The organism is Rhizobium sp. P1_E1, assembly GCF_056406015.1.
Genome location: NZ_JBFUAY010000492.1, coordinates 1 through 1,430 on the forward strand (window position 1 = coordinate 1; position 1,430 = coordinate 1,430).

Consider the following 1,430-nt stretch of genomic DNA (forward strand, 5'->3'; position numbering starts at 1 on the left):
TAGCACGATCAACCGCTGGGTATTGAGCTATGCGCCGATGATCGAGAAGCGTCTTCGCCAGTTTCGCCGGCCGCATTGCGGATCGGTTCGGATTGACGAGACCTACGTTAATACCAGCGTGAGCGACCTGTGACTCTTTTTGAGGTTTCCAAATCAGTTGATTTCTGAATCAATACCGCAAACGGAGGTTTGCGGATGACATCAGGAATTCCACTGCGCGATGACTTCGACGGCTTCGCTCTTCGGGCGTTGGCCAAAGGCACGAAGGATGCAGCACAGGCTCGGCGGCTTCTTGCCCTTGCCGAAATCTATGATGGCCATTCCCGCAGCGATGCGGCCAGGATCGGAGGCGTGACCCTGCAAATTGTCCGCGAGTGGGTTATTCGCTTCAAYGCGCGTGGCCCGTAGGGCTCATCAATGGCAAAGCACCCGGCAATCAAGGAAAGCTTTCCGACGTGCATCGCCAGGCTTTGGCAAAGATCGTCGAAAGTGGCCCGATACCGGCGGTGCATGGCGTTGTGCGCTGGCGGCGCAAGGATCTTGCTCAATGGCTGTTCCAAGAATATCAGATATCCGTCGATGAAACGACCATTGGCCGCGAATTGAAGGCGCTCGGCTTTGCAAAGCTGTCTGCCCGCCCGCGCCATTACGCCCAGAACGAAGGCGACCTGGAGAGTTTTAAAAAAACTTCCCCGCCACACTGGCAGCAATCAAAGGCAGGCTCCCGAAGAACGTCGAGATCGAGCTCTGGTGGGCCGACGAAGCTCGGATAGGCCAAAAGAACAAGATCACCCGGCGATGGGCACGCAAGGGAACAAGGCCTTCGGCACCACACGATCAACGCACGATGTGGACCTATATCTTCGGCGCTATCTGCCCCAAGAAGGGCAAAGGTGCGGGTCTCGTTCTTCCCTACTGCGACACCAGCGCCATGAACCATGCATTTGATCGAAATCAGCCAGGCCGTCGATGACGGCGCTCATGCCGTGCTGATCGTTGATCAGGCGGGGTGGCATGTCACGCCGAAGCTCGACGTGCCCAACAACATCACACTGCTCTTCCTGCCGCCACGATCGCCCGAATTAAATCCCGTCGAGAACGTGTGGCAATTTCTGCGTGACAACTGGTTGTCCAACCGGATCTTCAACGATTACGAGGACATCGTCGCCCATTGCTGCGACGCATGGAACAAGCTGGTCGCTCAGCCGTGGAAGATCATGTCGATTGGAATGCGTGACTGGGCGCACCGGTTTTGATTAGCGCTCGTTGGTATAAACCAAGGAGTGTCTTCTCGAAGTGCCGCCCAAATCGAGGCCCGTTTGCCCCTTTTAATATAGGTCCCCGCGCCCTGCTCGGGATTGGAAACACCCAGCCTCACCGCCTCAGAGTCTTGGATACGCCACACCTGCGTTCCGGACCCATCATTGTCC

Annotated in this window: 2 pseudogenes; both read left to right on the top strand. The window is 56.7% G+C overall.

The features are described from left to right. A pseudogene (locus AC1D1Z_RS37390) lies at positions 1–109 on the top strand (IS6 family transposase); the annotation flags it as partial. Between the two features lie 86 nt (positions 110–195). Next, positions 196–1,256, top strand: a pseudogene (locus AC1D1Z_RS37395) (IS630 family transposase). Positions 1,257–1,430 lie beyond the last annotated feature (174 nt).